The organism is Chromohalobacter sp. HP20-39 (genome assembly GCF_033052815.1).
Lineage (GTDB): Bacteria > Pseudomonadota > Gammaproteobacteria > Pseudomonadales > Halomonadaceae > Chromohalobacter.
The window spans coordinates 61859-79283 of sequence record NZ_JAWHTP010000003.1; the positions used below are offsets into that span (position 1 = coordinate 61859).

Annotated in this window: 15 protein-coding genes; 3 read left to right on the forward strand and 12 right to left on the reverse strand. The window is 62.3% G+C overall.

Annotated features, from left to right (window positions below; genetic code table 11):
- Positions 1-2 precede the first annotated feature (2 nt).
- The 9 genes from codA to leuS all read right to left on the reverse strand — a co-directional run bounded on the left by codA (position 3) and on the right by leuS (position 11032).
- A complete protein-coding gene (codA, locus tag RVY79_RS06730; RefSeq protein ID WP_317463313.1) occupies positions 3-1253 on the reverse strand; it encodes a cytosine deaminase in 1251 nt (416 codons plus the stop codon).
- A 10-nt stretch (positions 1254-1263) separates the two neighbouring features.
- The gene (locus RVY79_RS06735; protein WP_317463898.1) at positions 1264-1473 is read right to left on the reverse strand and encodes a helix-turn-helix domain-containing protein; all 210 of its coding nucleotides are present in this window, start codon (positions 1471-1473) and stop codon (positions 1264-1266) included.
- Positions 1474-1550: 77 nt separating this feature from the next.
- A complete protein-coding gene (gene codB / locus RVY79_RS06740) occupies positions 1551-2807 on the reverse strand; it encodes a cytosine permease (RefSeq protein ID WP_317463314.1) in 1257 nt (418 codons plus the stop codon).
- A 334-nt stretch (positions 2808-3141) separates the two neighbouring features.
- Complete coding sequence (locus RVY79_RS06745; RefSeq protein WP_317463315.1) at positions 3142-5178, reverse strand: CocE/NonD family hydrolase; 2037 nt, start codon at positions 5176-5178, stop codon at positions 3142-3144.
- Positions 5179-5250: 72 nt separating this feature from the next.
- Positions 5251-6147 carry a glycine betaine ABC transporter substrate-binding protein gene (locus RVY79_RS06750; protein WP_317463316.1) on the reverse strand — a complete coding sequence of 299 codons (897 nt, stop codon included), beginning with the start codon at positions 6145-6147 and terminating at the stop codon, positions 5251-5253.
- A gap of 180 nt (positions 6148-6327) precedes the next feature.
- Positions 6328-6783, reverse strand: coding sequence for a DUF488 domain-containing protein (locus RVY79_RS06755; RefSeq protein WP_317463317.1), 456 nt, complete (start codon positions 6781-6783; stop codon positions 6328-6330).
- Between the two features lie 60 nt (positions 6784-6843).
- Complete coding sequence (gene holA, locus RVY79_RS06760; RefSeq protein ID WP_317463318.1) at positions 6844-7902, reverse strand: DNA polymerase III subunit delta; 1059 nt, start codon at positions 7900-7902, stop codon at positions 6844-6846.
- Complete coding sequence (gene lptE, locus RVY79_RS06765) at positions 7899-8393, reverse strand: LPS assembly lipoprotein LptE (protein WP_317463319.1); 495 nt, start codon at positions 8391-8393, stop codon at positions 7899-7901. Before lptE ends, holA begins: the two co-directional genes overlap by 4 nt.
- Before the next feature lie 56 nt (positions 8394-8449).
- Positions 8450-11032 carry a leucine--tRNA ligase gene (gene leuS / locus RVY79_RS06770; protein WP_317463320.1) on the reverse strand — a complete coding sequence of 861 codons (2583 nt, stop codon included), beginning with the start codon at positions 11030-11032 and terminating at the stop codon, positions 8450-8452.
- Between the two features lie 179 nt (positions 11033-11211).
- Here leuS and RVY79_RS06775 point away from each other — a divergent pair, with 179 nt between their 5' ends.
- A complete protein-coding gene (locus RVY79_RS06775) occupies positions 11212-11721 on the forward strand; it encodes a zinc ribbon-containing protein (RefSeq protein WP_317463321.1) in 510 nt (169 codons plus the stop codon).
- A gap of 71 nt (positions 11722-11792) precedes the next feature.
- Here the strand turns inward: RVY79_RS06775 and RVY79_RS06780 are convergent, their stop codons facing one another.
- On the reverse strand, positions 11793-12392 hold the full coding sequence (locus tag RVY79_RS06780) for a methyltransferase domain-containing protein (protein ID WP_317463322.1): 600 nt from the start codon (positions 12390-12392) through the stop codon (positions 11793-11795).
- Between the two features lie 191 nt (positions 12393-12583).
- On the opposite strand from RVY79_RS06780, the gene RVY79_RS06785 reads away from it, so the two are divergent.
- Positions 12584-13747, forward strand: a complete 1164-nt coding sequence (locus RVY79_RS06785) for a zinc-binding dehydrogenase (protein ID WP_317463323.1) — start codon at positions 12584-12586, stop codon at positions 13745-13747.
- Complete coding sequence (locus RVY79_RS06790) at positions 13744-14832, forward strand: proline racemase family protein (protein WP_317463324.1); 1089 nt, start codon at positions 13744-13746, stop codon at positions 14830-14832. The genes RVY79_RS06785 and RVY79_RS06790 overlap by 4 nt, the downstream gene beginning before the upstream one ends.
- Positions 14833-14902: 70 nt before the next feature.
- Here RVY79_RS06790 and lnt read toward each other — a convergent pair whose 3' ends face one another.
- Positions 14903-16372 (reverse strand): apolipoprotein N-acyltransferase, encoded by a 1470-nt coding sequence (gene lnt, locus RVY79_RS06795; protein WP_317463325.1) that lies wholly within the window; start codon positions 16370-16372, stop codon positions 14903-14905.
- Positions 16373-16449: 77 nt separating this feature from the next.
- Positions 16450-17343, reverse strand: a complete 894-nt coding sequence (locus RVY79_RS06800; RefSeq protein WP_317463327.1) for an HlyC/CorC family transporter — start codon at positions 17341-17343, stop codon at positions 16450-16452.
- Between the last annotated feature and the right edge of the window lie 82 nt (positions 17344-17425).

The following is a 17425-nucleotide window of genomic DNA, read 5'->3' on the forward strand; positions in this document are numbered from 1 at the left end:
GGTCAGGCCGGGATATAGCGTTCACTGGTCACCCGAGACGGTTCACGCTGCATGATGACGTCACCCTGACGAACCGAGAGCAGTATGTCGCCTTGCTTGCGAAGTACGCTGTAGTCGTCTTCTCCGTCGAGCAGGATGAAATTGCCGGGCTTGCCGGTCTCGATGCCGTAGCGGTCCTGAATGTTCAGGGTCTGGGCGCTGTTTGTGGTGATCAGATCGAGTGCACTTGCGAAGTCGTGATAGCCCATCATTTGGCAGATATGCAGGCCGAAATCCAGACTGCGCAGCAGTTTGCCGTTGCCGAGAGAGTACCAGGGGTCAAAGATCGAATCCTCGGCGAAGCAGACGTTGATACCGGCTTCGCGCAGCTCTTTTACTCGCGTCAGGCCGCGACGTTTCGGATAGGTATCGAACCTGCCTTGTAGATGGATGCTCTCCGTGGGGCAGGAGATGAAGTTGATGCCGGAGTTCTTCAGCAGACGGAACAGCTTGGCGCAGTAGGCGTTGTCGTAGGAGTGCATCGCCGTGGTGTGGCTGGCAGTGACGCGCGGGCCCAGCTCGTTGAATAGCGCCTCGCAGGCGAGGACCTCGAGAAAGCGGGAGTTGGGGTCGTCGATCTCGTCACAGTGTACATCTACCAGACGGTGGTACTTCTTCGCCAGCCCGATGACCGTCTTCATCGACTCCACACCCAGCTCGCGGGTGTACTCGAAGTGCGGAATGCCGCCGACCACATCCGCGCCGAACTCCAGTGCTTCTTCCATCAGTTGCAAGCCGTTGGGGAAAGAGAGCAGACCGTTCTGGGGGAAGGCGACCACCTGCAGATCGATCTTCTCTTTCAGCTCGTCGCGCAGGGTGCAGAGGGTTTTCAGGCCCACCAGGCTCGGGTCGGAGATATCCGCGTGGGTGCGAATATGCTGCACGCCGTTCTGTACCAGAAGCTCGATGGTGTCCAGCACTCGGCGGCGGATATCGGCCTCGTCCAGCATCGGCTTGCGTTCGCTCCAGCGCTCTATGCCCTCGAACAGAGTGCCGCTCTGGTTCCAGTTGGGTTCACCGGCGGTCAACGCCGCATCCAGGTGAATGTGTGGCTCCACCAGTGGAGCGCACAGCAGTTTGCCGCCGGCATCGATGGCGCCTTCGGGGCAAGCGATCGCGCCGTCTTGTTCGCTGATCCGGCTGAACAGCCCATTGCTGATCTCCAGGGTGTGAAGCTTGGGGGTGTGTCGCAGACGGGCATTGACTATGTGCATAGGGGCCTCTTCACTGATCTTCCGACGTGGGAAGCTGGCTATCGATATTGTGGTGCTGAAATAGAATCTGCTCGATCAGCAGGGCATTCTGCAAGTTGAGCCGCACGAAAGCGTCACCGAGACGATGGCCGATCAGTTGCTCGATCCGTTTCAGGCGGTGTCTTAGCGTGTTGCAATGAATTCCGAGGCTTTCGGCGGTCTGCTGCTGGTTGCCGAACAGATTGTCCTGGCCAGCCGCGGAAGCGGACCTCCTCCAGGCCGGGCAGCCGCGGTATCTCGGCGCAGGTTATCGCCATGTCAGTCCTTGGCCGGGTCCATCGCTGGGCGGGGGATCGACAGTTTCAGCAGGATGGCGTAGCACAAGGCTGCGGCGATGACGCCCACCAGCGGCGGGAGTACCGGGGAGAAGTAAGCCACCCCGGAGGCGATCGCATAGGAGGCCAGGCCGATCCAGTTGAAAGCGGGCAGACTGACGTCGGCCAGCTTCGGATACCGACCCTTATGGTTGAGCCAGAAGTCCGCCATGATGACACCGCCGATCGGTGGGATGAAGGTGCCGAGCAGCACCAGGAACGGAATCAGCAGGTTGTACATGCCACCCACGGCCAGCACGGTACCGATGGCCGCGCCGGCGACGGTGACCACCTTGCGCTTGTCGGTGCGCAGCAGGTTGCAGCCGGCCACGGCGAAGTTGTAGATGGTGTTGTCCTGGGTGGTCCAGATGTTGAGGAACAGCATCAGAACGGCAAGCACCACGAAGCCCTGAGCCAGCATCACATCGACGATATCCGCCTGCTGGTAGATCATTGCTCCCAGTGCGCCGGTCAGCACCATCAGACTGTTGCCGATGAAGAAGGCAGCCAGCGTCGCGATCACGGCGATCTTCGGCGTGCGGGCGAAACGACTCCAGTTGGTGGCTTGGGTGCCGCCGCTGATGAAGGTGCCGATCACCACGGTGATGGCGGCGGCAATGCTCATGCTCTCGGAGGGCGTCTGGCCGGCAAGGCCGGAAAGCCCGCCTACATCCACCATGCCGGTGTAAAGGCTGATCAGAATAAAAAGCATCATCGCCGGCACGGCAAAGCGGGACAGCAGATCCAGTCCGCGAAAGCCGATCATCGCGGTGACGCAGAAGGCAAGGCCGAACAGCACCATCAGCGGGGTCTCGAGCGATGCCGGCAGGCCGGTGGTCTTTACCAGCACCACGGCGATGGTGGCGGTTCCCCAGGCGTACCAGCCGATCTGGGTGAAGCCGAGCACGAAGTCGGACAGTTTGCTGCCCACCTCGCCAAAGCAGAAACGTCCCATCAGCACGGAGTTGAGGCCGCTTTTACAGGCAATATAAGCCAGGGCCGCCGCGTAGCTGCCCAGCAGCAGGTTGCCGATAAGAATCACCCCCAATAGCTCGCCGAACGGGAACGCGATGCCGAGTGATCCGCCTGCCCACATGGTGGCGGTAAAAAAGGTAAAACCGAGCAGTACAACCGAGGTGGAGAGCAGCCCTTTACGTTCGCTTCCGGGCACCTCGCTCAATGGGTAGTCTGAGTTTTCCATCGTGTGCTCCGCAGGGAGTTCGCATGAATAGCGGGAGGTGGTCTTTCTACACCAAGCATTAAGCAAGAGATGTTCCACTATTAGGGGGAGGTGGTAACGACGGTGAGAAGTTGTCGATTTCCACTTACCGGAGAGTCAATAAACTGTGCAATGTGCACAATAAGATCCGTAATACGCGGTCGTGGGCTGTCGTAACGCGTGGTCTTTGCACCACCATGGTTCATGAAGGGAGCCATTATGGGGCTAACGCATGGCACAAAAATGCCCGAGGCGTTGCCTCGGGCGTTCTGACGCCAACAGGTGGCATCCTGTTTCAGAGTGGCCCCCCGTGGTATTACACCCAACGTCGCTGGCGGCGCGTTTTCCAGTGCCGGTCGATGAAGCGTTCGCCTTCCTCGAAGGCTTGCAGGCGGGCTTCCAGATAGAACCACTCGGCGTCGCAACTCAGCTTCGCCCAGGTCTCGGTGTGCACCTGCCAATCGTCGCGCTGGAAGGTCTGGCGCCAGCTCTTGCTCATGGTCGCGGTGACCGGTGCCGCGGGGTGGATGGCGTAACGCTCGTCCGCCGAGGCGATGTTGGTCAGGCCGTGGTCGTAGGCGATCTCGCCGAAGTCGTCGATGATGGCATGCCGGGTCCAGCCGTCGGTCAGCGAGTGGGTGACGTCCCGGGACTGTTCGCCCGCGCGTTTGATCCGATGCTGCATGGGCCCGGAAAACACCGCCGGTTCGAATGCCACCGGTGGCGCCTCGTGCGAGGTGCGCTGGGGCAGGGTGAGCCGCGAGTCGGCTTCGTGCAGGGTCAGCGTCACCGGGTAAGGGCTCGGCCAGACCAGCGGCCAGTAGGCGGTGGTCACCGAGACGCGCAGCCGATGCCCGGCAATGAAGCGATAGCAGGTCTGGTTCAGTGACACGGTCACGTCGAGCGGCGTATCGCACGGCACGTCGGACGGCGTGACGTGGCTTTCGCGGTGGCAGAGGTTGAGCACACCGTAGGAGACGCGTTGCGAGACGCCCTCGGGCGAGACGTCGCACACGCGAACGATCAGATTGGCGCGCGGCTGATCGACGCTGACCCGCAGCGCTAGCGTGGGGCGCCCCAGGATCACCGTGTCGGCATCCAGCGGATCGGTGTCGTAGGTCAGCGAGTGGGCGTCGTCGCCGCGCTGGTCACCGGCGATCTCGGGGCCGCTGCTGTGGGGAATGTACTCGCCGCACTGCAGACCGTTGTCGGCAGGCGCACGCAGTTTGGCCACGCCGGGGCGGGCGTCGTCGTCCGGGGCATGCAGCTCACCGTTGCCCAACGCCAGGCCGCGAGAGGCGATATGCGGGCTCGGCCACTGGGTCTCGGCGAGCCATTCGCCGGGCACTTCGAGCCGTTGCGGATCGGCCCCGGAAAAGGAGGGGCAGTAAATGCGGTACAGCGGTTCTTCCATGATGCCGGTGTCGCGGTCCTTCAGCCAGTGATCCCACCAGCGCAGCGCTTCCTGTAGAAAGCCGATGGTTGGCCCGGGCATCGCCAGGTGCGGGTAGGCGTGCGGCCAGGGGCCGACGATACCGCGCCGGAGGCAGGGCGCGTGCTCGAGAATCTCGGCGACGAAGTTGACGTAGGCGTCGGCCCAGCCGGTGACGGCCAGGGTCGGCGTCGTCAGACGCGAATAATCCTCGCACACCGAGCCGTGGCGCCAGTACGCATCGCGCGTCGGGTGATCGAACCAGTTCTCGGCGACGAAGGGTTGCTGGGCGAGCCGGTGTTGCCAGAGTTCGCGCCAGTCGTCGCGCAAGGCGGGGTCTGGCGGCCGCGACATGAAGGCAAGCGACGAGGCCGCCCAGCCGAAGTTCTCGTTGAGCACGCAGCCGCCCTTGTAGTGCACGTCGTCGTGATAGCGGTCGACGGTGGCGCCGACGGCGATGATCGCGCCGAGCGCCGGCGGCTGGCGCGAGGCCACCTGCAGCGAATTGAATCCGCCCCAGGAGATGCCCAACATGCCGACGCGGCCGCTGCACCAGGGTTGCTCGGCGAGCCAGGCGATCGCGGCGACGATGTCGTCCTGCTCGCTCGCCAGGTATTCGTCCTCGAGCACGCCGTCCGAATCGCCGCTGCCGCGCAGGTCGATACGCAGCGCGGCATAGCCGTGGCCGGCGAAATAGGGATGCATGCGCTCGTCGTCGGCACTGGTGGCGTCCCGCTTGCGGTAGGGAATGCACTCGATGATCGCGGGCACGGGATGTGTCTCGACATCCGCCGGCCGCCACATGCGTGCCGCGAGTCGGCTGCCGTCGGGCAGCGGAATGAACAGTGCTGGTTCCTCGATGATCGGGTACGGGAAGTCACGCACTTCCCGAGCATCGGGTTGGCTTCCACTCGGAAACATGGGGCGTCCTGTCGTCAGCAGGGGCGATGTCGGCATCGCCCCCGGAAAAGGAGGAAGGCGCGAGTCGGGGCGTCAGAGCAGGTCGTTTTCGGTCAGGAAGTCCTTGGCGACTTTTTCGATGTTCTGGTCGTCGACATCCACACGGCGGTTGAGGTCGATCAGCGTTGCGTCATTCAACGCGGCGGACATGCCGTTGAGCAGGGGCTTGAGCTCGGGGTGCGCGTCGAGCGTTTCCTCGCGAACCACTGGCGCCAACTGGTAAACCGGGAAGAACTGTTTGTTGTCTTCGAGCACCTCGAAGTCGAAGGCGCCGATGCGGCCATCGGTGGCGAATACGAGCGCCACGTCGACTTCACCTTCGCGCAGCGCATTGTAGGTCAGCCCTGAATCCATGCGCTTGACGCGTGAACGCGGAAATTCGAACCCATAGGCTTCCTGCAGTGGTCGCAGGCCATCGTCGCGGGCATAAAACTCGGCATTGGACGCGAGCGTCAGATCGGCGCCATCGTTCATCGCCGTGGCTAGATCCGAAAGGGTGTGGATGTCGCGTTGTTCGGCGTCGGCCTTGCGCATGGCGAGCGCATAGGTGTTGTTGGTATCCGAGGGATCCAGCCAGATCAATCCTTTCTCGGCATCCAGGCGCTTGGCGGTGGCGTAGGTCTCGGCGGCGTTGTCGGGTTGCGGCTGGTCGTTGAACAGGATCACCGAATTGCCGGTGTACTCCCAGTAGAGGTCGACCTGGCCGTTCTCCTGCGCCTGGCGCAGCACCGAGGTGCCCAGGCCGTCGCGCTTGTCGACGTTGTAGCCGTTGGCCTCGAGCAGTTGCACGGTGGCCGAGGTGAGGATCAGGTGTTCGGTATAGTTGAGACCGCCGACGACGATGGGATCGTCTTGTGCGTGTGCCGTCGTGGTCGCAGCGGAAAGGCTCAGTCCCAGGGTGGCGAGTAGTGTCGTGATGGGGTGTTTCATGGCAGCGACATACCTCTGTTGTTATAGAGTGTTATCGAGTTGCGACTTTCGTCGTTACCCAGAGTAACGCACCCCGCTGCCGGGATTGATGAGAATCCATGATGCCTGCGATTTCGGATGCCAACAGATGACAACGCAAGTGCCCTGGCTGGGGAGTTGTCAGTGGCGGGGGGAAGGGGGCTAGGACGAAGACGGGCCATCGGCGTCGGGCTGCTTTACCTGATCGGCGTAGCACGGCGAGGACGCGGGGGTGTGATCGTCCGCCTCGCTATCTTCGTCTGCTAATGCCTTGAGCAGCATGTCGCGTAAATACGGGAGGTGTGAGCGCTGCGGCTCTCGGGAGGCGGTCAACAAGGTGAGCGTGCCTTCGCGCGCCCAACGCATGAGGGGCAGCAAGACATCAGGGTCGTCCTCGATTTCCCAACGATAGCGGTAGCCGAACACGGCGTCGTTGAGCTCCCCTTGATGCCAGGCACGACGCAAGGCGTTGGAGGGCGAGGCGTCGCGATACCAGTCGGTGAGGTCCAGTGACTCGCGGCGCTTACCGCGTGGCCATAGGCGGTCGACGAGAACACGCGCACCATCGCCTTCCTCGGCGGCCTGATAGATACGCTTGAGTGCGATCGTATAAGACATCCCAGCTCTCCTTTGCCTGATACGTGCCCTTCGCCAGATGACATGCAAGCCTGTGTCGATCTAGGCGATACGATAAGAATACGCCATCTCGGCCAGGGGGCCGCGCCCACCGGCCAAGGTGAGCGACAAGTCGTGAAGCCCTTCCCAGACGGGTAACGTCACGGCACCCTTGATGGCCAAGTCCAGTCGCTGTGCGAACAATAATAGCTTGTGTAGCCGCTTGAGTGGCATCCGTTTCAAAGCCTGCTGGTAGAGCGGGCGACGCTTGTCAGGAATTGGCGGACGCTGTGACTTGCAGGCGTGATCGAGGCTCTGTCCCTGGTCGAGGTGCTGTGCCAGCGACAGGAAGATACGCAGTTCGCGGGTCAACGCCCAGAGTACTACCGGGGCCTCGATACCTTCGCCGCGCAATCCGCCGACGATGCGCGAGACGCGCACGCGATCGCCACGCAGGCAGGCATCGATCAGCGTGAAGACATCGTAGCGTGCATTGTCCTCCACACCACCGGCAATGGCTTGGGTGTCGAGCCGGGCATTGGGCGGATTGATCAGCGCCAGCTTCTGCAGTTCCTGGTCGGCGGCCAGTAGATTGCCTTCGGTGCGCTCGCCGAGCAGGCGTGCCGCGTCCATGTCCAGCGACAGCCCATGGCGCGACGCGCGATCCCGTACCCAGAAATGCAGACGCTGGTGATCCACCGGCCAGACCGGAACGAATACGCCGATCTTGTCCAATGCCTTGAACCAGGCGCTCGACTGCGCGCGTCGGTCGAGGCGCGCGCTGCTGATCAGGAGAATGTCGTCGCTGTCCTTGGCCTGGCGGGCGTAGGCATCGAGTGCCTTGGCGCCTTCTTGCCCCGGTGACTGACTGCCCAGGCGCAGCTCAATGAGCTTGCTCGAGGCAAACAGCGACATGCTTGCTGCCGACTCCGTGAGACGTCCCCACTGAAAGCCGTTTTCCACGTGGAGTACGTCGCGTTCCTCGACGCCGCGCTGACGTGCCGCCGCACGGATGGCGTCGCAGGCCTCCATATGGATCAACGGCTCGTCACCGGCGACGATGTAGACCGGCTGAAGGCGCTTGCCCAGCGCCTCGTCCAGCTTGTCGGGAAAGACCCTCATGGTATCTCGAGCGCGCGCAGACGGTCGACGAGTTGACGTGCCGCTTCCTGACGCAATGATCGGAGCGCTTCATTGCGGAGTTCGTCCTGCGACAGCAGGTTGTCGTTGTCGACGCTCAGCGTGGTGCTGGCTTCGAGAGTCTGCTGGTCGAGCAGGTAGGCGTTGTCTTCGCTGCGCTGCACCGAGAAGGGCACGCTGAGAGTCAGGCGACGTTCCTGGCTCCCGCTGGCGCCTTGGGTCAAGCGCGTCTCGCGGATCTGCTCCTCGCCCAAGTTGACGCGTAGCGGGGCGTCGTCCTCGAGCGTAGTGCCGGTGCCTTGCAATGCCTGTTCCACAGCGTCTTCGAAGCGTCCGTCGGGGGCGGACAGCGTCAGCGAGGGAATGTCGAGCGCGGCGGCGGCGGTGCCACGCAATTGAAAACCGCACCCGGCGAGCAGCGTCGTCAGGGTCAGTAGGAGCAGAGATCGGATGATGAGCGAACGGCGCTTCACGCAGGCCTCCTTGCGGGCTTGGGCCCGCTCCTCGGGGAGCGGGCATATGGGCCGAGTCAGTTGGCGACGATATTGACCAGCTTGCCGGGCACGACGATGACCTTGCGCACGGTCTTGCCCTCGGTATGACGGCGTACGTTCTCCGCCTCGAGCGCCCGGGCCTCGATGGCGGCTTTGTCGGCCGCCGCCGGGACGTCGAGGCGGGCCCGCAACTTGCCGTTGACTTGAACGGCGAGTTCGACGCTGTCCTTGACCATGGCCGCTTCGTCGGCGACTGGCCAGTCGGCGTCGATGACCGGCGTCTCATGCCCCAGGGCTTCCCATAGCGCATGGCAGGCGTGCGGTACGATGGGCGCCAGGATCAGCACGCTGGCTTCCAGCGCTTCGCGCGTGACCGCCAGGCCTTGCGGCGTGGTGGCGGCGTCTTCGTTCTGGAAGCGACCCAGGGCGTTGACCAGTTCCATGACGGCGGCGATGGCGGTGTTGAAAGTGGTGCGGCGCCCGATATCGTCGCTGGCCTTGGCAATGGTTTCGTGGGTCTTGCGGCGCAGGGTTTTCTGCTCGTCATTGAGCGCGTCGGCATCCAGCGTGGCGGGTGTGCCGGCATTGACGTGATCGGCGACGAGTTTCCACAGCCGCTTCAAGAAGCGGTGAGCACCCTCGACCCCGGAGTCCGACCATTCCAGCGACTGCTCCGGCGGCGCGGCGAACATCATGAACAGGCGCACGGTATCGGCGCCGAAGCGGTCGATCATTGCCTGTGGGTCGACACCGTTGTTCTTGGACTTGGACATCTTCTCGATGCCGCCCATTTCCACCGGCTGGCCATCCTCGCGCAGTATGGCGCTGACCGGGCGCCCCTTGTCGTCGCGCTTGACGTCGACATCGGCGGGATTGAACCAGTCCTTGCTGCCGTCGGGGTTGTGGCGATAGAAGGTCTCGGCGATGACCATGCCCTGAGTGAGCAGGCGCTGGAAGGGCTCGTCGCTCTCGACCAAGCCGAAATCGCGCATCAGCTTGTGGAAGAAGCGTGCGTAGAGCAGGTGCAGAATCGCGTGTTCGATGCCGCCGATGTAGAGATCCACCGGTAGCCAGTAGTTGGCGCGTTCGTCGAGCATCGCTTCCATGTTGTCGGCACTGGCGAAGCGTGCGTAGTACCAGGAGGATTCCATGAAGGTGTCGAAAGTATCGGTCTCGCGCGTCCAGCCTTCGCCGAGATCATAGAAGTCCGGCATTTTCTTGAGCGGCGAACCGGTGGCATCAACCTCGACCTCCATCGGCAAGGCGACGGGTAGCTCGTCATCGGTGAGCGGCACGGTCTGGCCTTCGGGGCCGTATTTGACCGGGATCGGCGCGCCCCAATAACGCTGACGGGCCACGCCCCAGTCGCGCAGGCGGAAGTTGGTCTTCCGCGTTCCTTGTCCGTTGGCTTCCAGCTTGGCGGCAATCGCATCGAAGGCCGTTTCGAAGTCGAGCCCGTCGTACTCGCCGGAGTTGATCAGTGGACCATGCTCGGCATGTGCGCCCTGGGACAAATCCGGCGCGTTACCCTCGGCATCGGCGATTACCGGCTCGATGGCGATGCCGTACTTGGTGGCGAATTCCCAGTCGCGCTGGTCATGGGCAGGCACGGCCATGACCGCGCCGGTGCCGTATTCCATGAGCACAAAGTTGGCCACGAAGATCGGCACTTCGCGCCCCGTCAGCGGATGCAGCGCCTTGTAGCCGGTGTCCATGCCTTTCTTTTCCATGGTCGCCAGCTCGGCTTCGGAGTTGCCGCCGTGCTGACACTCCACCAGGAAGTCGGCGAGTGCCGGATTGTCGGCGGCCGCTTGCTTGGCCAACGGATGGCCGGCGGCCAACGCCATGTAGGTGGCGCCATAAAGCGTATCGGGGCGCGTGGTGTACACCACGAGCGGGTCGGCCTGGCCGGCGACCTCGAAGGTCAACTCGACCCCGGTGGACTTGCCGATCCAGTTACGCTGCATGGTCTTGACCTGTTCAGGCCAGTCGACCTCGTCCAGGTCGGCGAGCAGTTCCTCGGCGTAATCGGTGATCTTGAGGAACCACAGGGGGATTTCCTGGCGCTCGACCAGTGCGCCGCTACGCCAACCACGGCCTTCGATGACCTGCTCGTTGGCGAGCACCGTCTGGTCCACCGGGTCCCAGTTGACGGTCGACATCTTCTTGTACACCAGGCCTTTTTCGACCAGCTTGGTGAAGAACCACTGTTCCCAGCGGTAGTAGTCGACGTCGCAGGTGGCGAATTCACGGTTCCAGTCGTAGGCGAAGCCTAGCGCCTTGAGCTGGCGGCGCATGGCGTCGATGTTGTCGTAGGTCCAGGCACCGGGCGGAACCCGGTTCTTGATCGCGGCATTTTCGGCGGGCATGCCAAAGGCATCCCAGCCCATGGGCTGCAGGACGTTCTTGCCTTGCATGCGTTGAAAACGCGAGACCACGTCGCCGATGGTGTAGTTGCGCACGTGCCCCATGTGCAATTTGCCGCTGGGATAGGGGAACATCGACAGGCAGTAGAATTTCTCCCGGGTCGCGTCCTCGACGGCCTTGAAGCACTGGTTGGTTTCCCAGAAGGTCTGGGCGGCGGATTCGGTTGCGTGCGGCGTGTACTGTGCGTCCATCGGTTTGATCTGGCACCTTGCGTTAGGCTTGGCTTGAAGCGGATAACGCCCGGCCTCGCGATGTGGTAGAACGGAGTTGGGCGGGACGTTGTCCGTATGTTACGACAGGCCGTCAGGATACCCCAGTCATGCGCCTACAGGTAGGGGCATGGCGTCGACGACAGATCAGGAGAAGCGTTATGAGCGAACGTCACGATCAAGAGCATCGCCTGAGCCGCGCCTATGAGCGGGTTCTCGAGCGTCTCGAAAAAGGCGCTGGCGATCTATCCTGGGAGTCGTTGCAGCGCGAAATGGACGATGCCATCGAGTTCGAAGCAGAATTCGAGACCTACACCAAGGATGAACTGGCCTTGCTGCGGGCCTGGATCGAACGCGACATGCGTGACTTGCGGGGGTTCCTGGCTCGGGGCGGCGAGGGCATCGCCACCTGGCTTGGAATTGATCTGGCCACCATCTCGCGGCGAGTCACCGAAGCGCTGTTCTCCATCGCCGACCGCACCACCGTCGATCAGGTTCGCTTCGAGGACGATCTCGAAGCGGCGCGCGCGGATTATGTCGAAGGCGAGATGGCCGTGCCCGGTCGCATGCGCTGCGTGCACTGCGAAACCGAAGTCGTGCTTGAGTCGATCACCCGCCTCGAACCCTGCCACCACTGCGGGCATCGTTATTTCGCGCGGACCAGCGGGTAAGCCTGGATCGGTAGCTAAACAATCGCGGAATGGAAAAGACGCCGTATTGAAAAGGTGTGCTGCATGGCGGTTCAGCAACGCGTAAAGCAGGCCATCTGAGTGGAGCTGCCGACAACGGGGTCACGCGGGCCGATGTCTTCGAACCGGACATGGTAGCCGTGGCGTCCCGCGACGCCGTTGCACCATGATCTGAATTGCGCTCGGGTCCATTCAAAACGATGATCGGGGTGACGTCGCTCAGCGTCGGGCATCCCGTGCAGCGGATTGTATTCCTTGTTGGGTGTCGTGATGATGACGAACTTGATACCCAGTTCGCCAAAAACCGCGCGTTCAACTCGGGACAGGCGGCTCGGATCAATGTGCTCGATGGTTTCCAACATGACGGCTCCGTCGACGCCGTCTTCGGCCCAATCACAGTTTTCGAAAGAGCCCAGACGAACATGCAGGCGCTTGTCGGGTTTGAGTATGTCCAGATGAAGCCGGTCACGGGCACAGGCCACTGCCTGGGCGTTGATGTCGATTCCTACCAGACGGGTGAACTGCTCGTAGTCTTTTAGCCAGCGCAGTAAAACGCCATGACCGCAGCCGAGATCGACAACATGCTGCGCGCCGGATGCCAGCAGGTTGTCAACGACGGCTTGCAAGCGGGCCTGATGAAGATTTGTGGCCATCAGCGGAAGTTCCGCACGAGAGCTCGAAGGGAAGAGTGGAGCATGGCGCCAATTATCCCCGCAGTCTCTGTGCCATTCAACTAACAGGAGGCCTCGCCAGACGTCGGCAAGGGGCGGGGCGATAATCCCTTAGCAGCGCAAAGTTTGTTATCGTCATTTCTTGAAGCAGCGACCACGAGAAGGAGGCAGGTATGCGCAGCGAGGCGCTACCCGATACGATGGCAGCGATGTTGCTGACCGGGCATGGAGATATCGACAAGCTGGCCTACCGGCAAGACGTTTCCACCCCCAGCCCCGCCAGAGGCGAGGTCCTGGTGCAGGTGACCGCGACAGCGAAGAACAATACCGACCGCAAGGCGCGAGAAGGGCTTTATCCGACCAAGGACAAGGGGGATACGACCTCGTTCCAGATCGGCGGATCACCGACACTGACCTTTCCGCGCATCCAGGGTGCCGATGTGGCCGGGCGCGTGGTGGCTGTCGGCGAGGATGTGAGTGCCGAGCGTATAGGTCAGCGTGGGCTGTTGGACTTCAATATCTACGCCGATGCGCGCCCCGATATCAATCTGACGCCCGACTATTACGGGCACGGCGCCGATGGCGGCTTTGCCGAGTATATTGCTGTGCCGTCGGCGCAGTTCCACACGGTGGATAATCCCGAGCTGGCCGATGCCGAACTCGCGGCGATGGGCATGTGTTCTTATCAGACCGCTCTGCACATGTTGAATGCGGCCAACGTCAAAGCCGGGGAGCGCGTACTGGTGACAGGCGCCAGCGGCGGCGTGGGCACGGCCTTGATTCGGCTCTGTCGTATCATGGGAGCGACGCCTTATGCCCTGAGCCAACCGGACAAGGCGGAGGCGCTGCTAGCACTGGGTGCGGAAGCCGTGCTGGACCGCTCGGACATGCAGGATTTTACCGAAAAGGTGCGAGAACTGACGCAGGATCAGCCCATCGATGCGGTCATGGACCTGGTCGGTGGCGAGATGACCGATCGCTTCATCGACACCATGATCTTCGATATGAAGCGTCGCACCACCTACCCACGCTTGAGCATTGCCGGCGCGAGCGGCGGCAATATCAGCGAGATCATGTGGACACGCATTTATTTGTATCAGGTGCAGATATTCGGCGTCTCCCACGGTACACGCGACGAGGCCGAACAACTGGTGGCCTGGATTCGCGGGGGACAGTTGAAGCCGGTCTTGCACGCGGCTTTCAAACTCTCCGAGCTGCATGACGCCGAGCGCTATTTCGTCAATCGCAACAGCAACTACCTGGGCAAGATCGTGATCGTCCCGGATTCACAGTGGCAAGAACATGGCGCGCCCTACGCGTTGAAGGAAGAGAAATGAGCGAAAAACTGACGCTGCAACTGATCGACTTGCATGCCGGCGGTGACGTCAGCCGTATCGTGACCGGGGGAATCGATCCGCTGCCGGGCAATACGGTGCGCGAGAAGATGGAGTATCTGCGCGAGGATGCCGATGGTCTGCGCCAGCTATTGCTCAGCGAGCCCTATGGCATTCCCGAGATGTCGGTGGATCTGCTGGTTCCCGCCAGTGATCCGGAGGCCGAGGTGGGCTACATCATCATGGAGGTGATGGGATATCCCATCTATTCCGGCTCCAACACCATTTGCACCGCCACGGCCGTTCTGGAAAGCGGCCTCGTGCCCAAGCGCGAGGGGTACCAACGTTTTGTCCTGGAGTCCGCGGCCGGCTTGGTGCATATCGAGGCACGGGTGGAAAACGGCGTGGTAGAAGGCATCACCTGCGAAGGGTTGCCCAGCTACATCGATACCTATCGGGCCAGCATCCATGTGCCCTCGGTCGGGGACGTGACCTACAGCGTGGCGTATAGCGGCGGATTCTACGCCCTGGTAGAAGCTGCCGAGCTAGGCTTCTCGTTGAACCGGGACGAGGAAGCACGATTGGCGGAATGCGCCCATGCCATCGTCGAAGCGATTCAGGCCGAGAGAGGATTTTCGCATTACACCCTGGGGGACGTGGGGCCGTTACCGTTTCTGCATTTCATGGGCCCGGTGGAACAAGTCGCGGATGGTTTCTTCCGCTCGCGCTCGACGACCTATGTGCATCCGGGCGTGATCTGCCGCAGTACGACCGGCACGGGGACCTCGGCGCGTTTGGCCTTGATGCACTACGAAGGTTCCCTCCAGCCGGGGGATAAGCTGGAGACCGTGTCCCTGCGCGGCACGGGGTTCATCGGCGAGTTCACCGGCTCCCGGCAGGAGGGGGACCATCAGGTGGCCGAGAACACCATCACTGGCAAGGCTCATATGCTGGCGCGTTCGGATATCGTCATCAACTGCAACGATCCGTTGGTGGAGTGTGGCAGCCTGCATCATATCCTCACCAGTGGGCACCGCAAGGCCGAGGCGGCATTGCCGGTCGAGGAAGAGGCGTCCCTACCGGACTAGGCCCATCCCGGCAAGACGCGCGGACTTGACCGTGCGTCGTGCCGCGAGAGGGCGTTGACCGCGATGCCTGCTACTTGCGGCGCCGCCAACGCAGCCCGGGGATGAGTAGCAACAGGGCGAGCCCCCACGTCGGCCAACTGCCGGTGCGCGTGAACAGGGTCAAGCCCTGCATGGGCTGAACCTCGCCGCTGATGCTGGCGGTTTCGAAGCGCGGGGCGCGCTGGGTGATGTGTCCCTGAGCGTTGATGATGGCGGTGACCCCGTTGCTGGTGGCGCGGAGCACATAGCGACCATTCTCGAGGGCGCGCAATTGGGCCATCTGCAAGTGCTGGATCGGACCAATGGAGTCCCCGAACCAAGTGTCGTTGGACACGGTGAGCAGCACGTCGGCGTTGCGCGCACGCTGGGCGACCAGGTCGGCATAGATGATCTCGTAGCAGATCGCGACGCCCAGGCGCATACCGGCGGCCTGGATCGGTGCCTGGTCGGGGGCCCCGGCGGTGAAGCTCGACATGGGTAGGTCAAAGAAGGCGATGATACCGCGCAACAATCCTTCCAACGGTAAATACTCACCGAACGGCACCAAGTGCTCCTTGCGATAGCTGCCTTGGCTGTTGCCCATCCCAATGACCGCATTGTAGTAATCACCGTCGTCGTCGCGCTGAACGATACCGGTCAGCAGGGCGGTATCGGGAGGAAGCGTCGCTTGGACGCGCTCCAGCACGGGGCGTGCCTGGGATGCGAACATCGGCAGGGCGGTTTCCGGCCAGATGATCAGGTCGGTGTCGTCGTCCTGTTCGCGGGTCAGTTTGGCGTAGGTGTTGGCGGCCTTGCGTTGCCCCTCGGGGCTCCACTTCGAGAGCTGGGGGAGATTGCCTTGCAGCAGGGCGACTTGCTTGGGGTCGCCTTGTGGGGATGTCCACTGGGTGGGCAGCACCAGTGGCAGGCACCACATTGCAACGAGCGGCACCAGTGCCCACAGGCGGCGATTCACTAGTGCTACCAGCAAGGTGCCGCTGAGAGCGACGATCAGCGATAGCAGGTAGACACCGCCGATGGGCGCCCACGGCGCCAGAGGCGATTCGACATGGGCACTGCCGAGCAGCAGCCAGGGAAAGCCCGTGAACGCCCAGGTGCGCAGTGCCTCGCCGAGAACCCAGGCGCCCGCGAAGGTGATCACGGACCATCGCGCGCTGGTGAAGCGCCGATAAACGCCGAACATCACGCCATAAAAAAGCGCCAAAGTGACCACGAACAGGGCGGTGAGAAAGACCGCTAGGGGGACGCCGGTGTAGCCGTAGTCATGGATCGAGACATAGATCCACGACGTGCCGGTACCGAACAAGCCCACGCCATAACTCCAGCCACGCAGTGCTGCCTGACCAGGCGTAAGGTCGTGAAGGCCGTAGAAGACCATGGCGACGGCGAAGGGGCCGAGCCACCACCACTCGAAGGGGGCGAAGGTAAGCGTCGTGAGCGCGCCGGCCACGAGCGCGACGAGGTATCCCATCCAGGGGCGATAGGTGTGGGAAGACAGCATGAGGCACTCCTTGTCGAAGGTGCCTCTTATAACAGAGCGCGGCGCTGTGGGCCATGATGCACATTTGCCTGCCCGGTTTAATGCGTGTCGCTGTCCTCGTACTCTTCGGCATCTTCTTCGGGGCAGGGCGACACCTGCAATAAGCGAATACGGCGGTTATCGGCATTGAGCACGGTAAAGCGCCAGGTACCGAGGTCGGCGTATTCGTTGCGACGCGGGAGGTGGCCAAAGCGTTGCATGACCAGGCCGCCGACGGTATCGAATTCCTCGTCGGGGAAGGCCGTGTCGAAGCGTTCGTTGAAGTCCTCGATAGGCGTCAGGGCGCGAATCGCATAGGTGCCGTCGCCCAGGTCGCGAATATCGTCTTCTTCATCGGTGTCGTGTTCGTCTTCGATATCGCCGACGATCTGCTCGAGGATGTCCTCGATGGTCACGATGCCTGCCGTGCCGCCATATTCGTCGACCACCACCGCCATGTGGTTATGGGTATCGCGAAATTCCTTGAGCAGGCTGTTGAGACGTTTCGACTCGGGAATGAACATCGCCGGACGCAGGATATCGCGCAGCTGGAAGCGTTGACGCTCGGCGTCGCTTAGCTTGAGCAGCGGCAGGAGATCCTTGACCAGCACGATGCCCAGTACCTCATCGAGGTTTTCGTCGATGATCGGATAACGAGAATGGGCGGTCTCGAGGATCACCGGCAGGCAGTCCTCGGGGCGCTGGTCGACATGCAAGGCGGTTACCTGGGAGCGCGGGATCATCACCTCACGCGTTTGCTGATCGCTGATCTGGAACGCGCCTTCGATGATGGTCAGCGCATCCTGGTCGAGGCGCAGTCGTGTGCCGGCCTCACGCAGGAAGGTGAGCAATTCGTCTCGCGAGCTCGGCTCATCGGAGTCGTTGGAAAAAGCATTCAGCAGTTTATCCAGCCAGGATTTGCCACCCTGGCTGCTCGATCGGTCTTCGCTCATGCGATAGGTCTCTCGTTCCTCATGGACGATAACGCTGGAATGATAAACGGTCGCGCACGGCCATGGGCCGGGCATCGCGGGA

Bases quoted from the DNA above. Each gene is read 5' to 3' on its own strand.
- RVY79_RS06775 (WP_317463321.1), top strand. From the start codon at position 11,212: ATGAGCGAACGTCACGATCAAGAGCATCGCCTGAGCCGCGCCTATGAG.
- RVY79_RS06790 (WP_317463324.1), top strand. From the start codon at position 13,744: ATGAGCGAAAAACTGACGCTGCAACTGATCGACTTGCATGCCGGCGGT.
- RVY79_RS06750 (WP_317463316.1), bottom strand. From the start codon at position 6,147: ATGAAACACCCCATCACGACACTACTCGCCACCCTGGGACTGAGCCTT.
- holA (WP_317463318.1), bottom strand. From the start codon at position 7,902: ATGAGGGTCTTTCCCGACAAGCTGGACGAGGCGCTGGGCAAGCGCCTT.
- lnt (WP_317463325.1), bottom strand. From the start codon at position 16,372: ATGCTGTCTTCCCACACCTATCGCCCCTGGATGGGATACCTCGTCGCG.
- RVY79_RS06780 (WP_317463322.1), bottom strand. From the start codon at position 12,392: ATGGCCACAAATCTTCATCAGGCCCGCTTGCAAGCCGTCGTTGACAAC.
- codA (WP_317463313.1), bottom strand. From the start codon at position 1,253: ATGCACATAGTCAATGCCCGTCTGCGACACACCCCCAAGCTTCACACC.
- RVY79_RS06785 (WP_317463323.1), top strand. From the start codon at position 12,584: ATGCGCAGCGAGGCGCTACCCGATACGATGGCAGCGATGTTGCTGACC.
- RVY79_RS06745 (WP_317463315.1), bottom strand. From the start codon at position 5,178: ATGTTTCCGAGTGGAAGCCAACCCGATGCTCGGGAAGTGCGTGACTTC.
- RVY79_RS06755 (WP_317463317.1), bottom strand. From the start codon at position 6,783: ATGTCTTATACGATCGCACTCAAGCGTATCTATCAGGCCGCCGAGGAA.
- leuS (WP_317463320.1), bottom strand. From the start codon at position 11,032: ATGGACGCACAGTACACGCCGCACGCAACCGAATCCGCCGCCCAGACC.
- RVY79_RS06800 (WP_317463327.1), bottom strand. From the start codon at position 17,343: ATGAGCGAAGACCGATCGAGCAGCCAGGGTGGCAAATCCTGGCTGGAT.
- codB (WP_317463314.1), bottom strand. From the start codon at position 2,807: ATGGAAAACTCAGACTACCCATTGAGCGAGGTGCCCGGAAGCGAACGT.